The 1,980-nt window shown below is 57.3% G+C and carries 2 protein-coding genes; both read right to left on the reverse strand.

The features are described 5' to 3' along the window. Nucleotides 1–522 precede the first annotated feature (522 nt). A complete protein-coding gene (locus tag ACXJ7R_RS31195; RefSeq protein ID WP_457155167.1) occupies nt 523–660 on the reverse strand; it encodes a hypothetical protein in 138 nt (45 codons plus the stop codon). 844 nt (nt 661–1,504) lie between these two features. Beyond that, on the reverse strand, nt 1,505–1,954 hold the full coding sequence (locus ACXJ7R_RS31200) for a MucR family transcriptional regulator (RefSeq protein ID WP_457155168.1): 450 nt from the start codon (nt 1,952–1,954) through the stop codon (nt 1,505–1,507). Between the last annotated feature and the right edge of the window lie 26 nt (nt 1,955–1,980).

Consider the following 1,980-nt stretch of genomic DNA (forward strand, 5'->3'; position numbering starts at 1 on the left):
GGCATGAAAACTTTGAAGACGGAAAAGGATTTCAAGACCGCTTGGATGGCCATGAAACCGGACGAACAGAAGGCCGTGTTGAAGGACTGCGGCGACACCACACTCAACAAGTCGCATGCAGATTTCTGCGCTATGGCAAAGATGATGGGCGGCTAAATCTGGGTTGAATGTCGAAGGCGGGCGCACGCCCGCCTTCGAGTCAGCGCGCGATATGTCTGCGATATACGATGCGACGCTCTCAGAGTGAAAGCCGGAGGTACGCAAAACGCTTGTACGGGGCTCTATTTCAATTCGCAACCAAATTGCAAGCTGGTTGGAAGAACGCTGTAGCTCTAATCGCATTTTGTCGACTGGCCGCGGTGAGAAGTGCAATGCCGCGATTGCCGGTGGTGAAAAATCGGATTTGGCCAGCAGTCTTGAAAAGATGATTTATTGCTTCGGATGCCGCTGCTGGCTCCGTCGCAAGGCTGGCAAACATCCGGCCAGGCCCGCGCCATCTGGTCCCCTACCATGGCGCGCATATCACTTGGCTGTACGGCCATAGACGACGGTGCCATCAACTTTGCGGACTTCGACGGAGACAACATCATCGTATTGCGCCTCGCCGAGAACCTTGGCAGCGACGTGGCTTTTGGCGGCCTCTTCGTCCTTGAAGGGCATCGTCCCCAGAACGGCGTTCTTGGTGTACCAACTGTGTAGGACATGGCGCCGCTAAATGCATTCCGCTAAGCATAGGCGGTTTCGCTTAAGCTTCGTCGCTATTATTTACGATGACCATGCGGACGTGGGTCTTTAGGGCCGGCAAGCTAAGGACTTCAGTCTCAATTGCGTGATTGCTAATGTGATATAGACTTATCACCAGCGGGGGCTTTTCTCGCAATGGCCGGTGCTGCTTACAACCCCCTCGTCGTCTGCACCGGCCATTTCTTCGCAAACTACTAGCGGCCCAGCGGCCAAGGGCGGGGGGTGGGTGTGACCACCGGGCCTAACCGGCGCGGGGTCGGGGTTCGCCGGCTGGCGAATTATACGCCGTTCCGGCTTAGTCGACCATATCTCGCAGCCGCCTCTTGCGGGTCGGAGCTTGGTAATGATCCGCTTCAAGGAATCGCTTCGGCACGAMGCCGAACGGTTGGCTTTCGACGAAAAGAAGAAGGCCGGCGACCTAAGGCACAGGCTGGACCTGCACGATGAAGCCAAGGCAAAATTGGAATCCGATCTGGACAATAAGCTCGCTGCGGGAGCGCGCTTGGATACATATCAACCCGTTATGGGCGATACGCCACAATGCCCGCGCTGCTGGATATGGCGAGCGAGGCAGGAACCCATGGTTTGTCAAGGAGAGATGACCAGGACTTCCTCAAGTGCCGTGAGTGTGGGTACGTGGTGTTATAGTGCCTTTGAAGAGGCCCGCCGTTGAGGCAGGGGGCTAAAACGCGACAGTCCGCCGCGGCTCTCCCAGTAGCCGCGTCTTGACGTTACGTCATGTGTGGGTATGAAGACAGAACTAAGCCTWCGCCTTCCGCTTCGCTGGCGCCTTCTTAACAGGCTCGGCCTTGCGGCCAAGGCCTGCGGCTTTTGCCAGTTCGGAGCGCTGGGCGGCATAGTTGGGGGCGACCATGGGATAATCCGATGGCAAGCCCCATTTGGCGCGATAGGCGTCCGGCGTCAGGCCGAAACGCACGCCGAGGTGACGCTTCAGGGATTTGAACTTCTTGCCGTCTTCGAGGCAGACGATGAAGTCCGGTGTCACCGATTTCTTGGGGTTGACCGCCGGAACCAGCGGTGCCGCCACCGGGACCGGCGGCTCGCTAAGGCCCGAGAGGGAAGCATGAACAGAAGCAATAAGGTCCGGCAACGCGGCGGCAGGAAGTGGGTTCTTGCTTACATATGCCGAGACAACTTCGGCTGTTAGTTCCGCTAGTGCTGTAGAGTTGATGCGCGCCTCGTCAGTCATGGTCTCTCCTTTTGTCTGATTAATCA

The sequence above is a fragment of the Mesorhizobium sp. P5_C1 genome, from assembly GCF_054049815.1.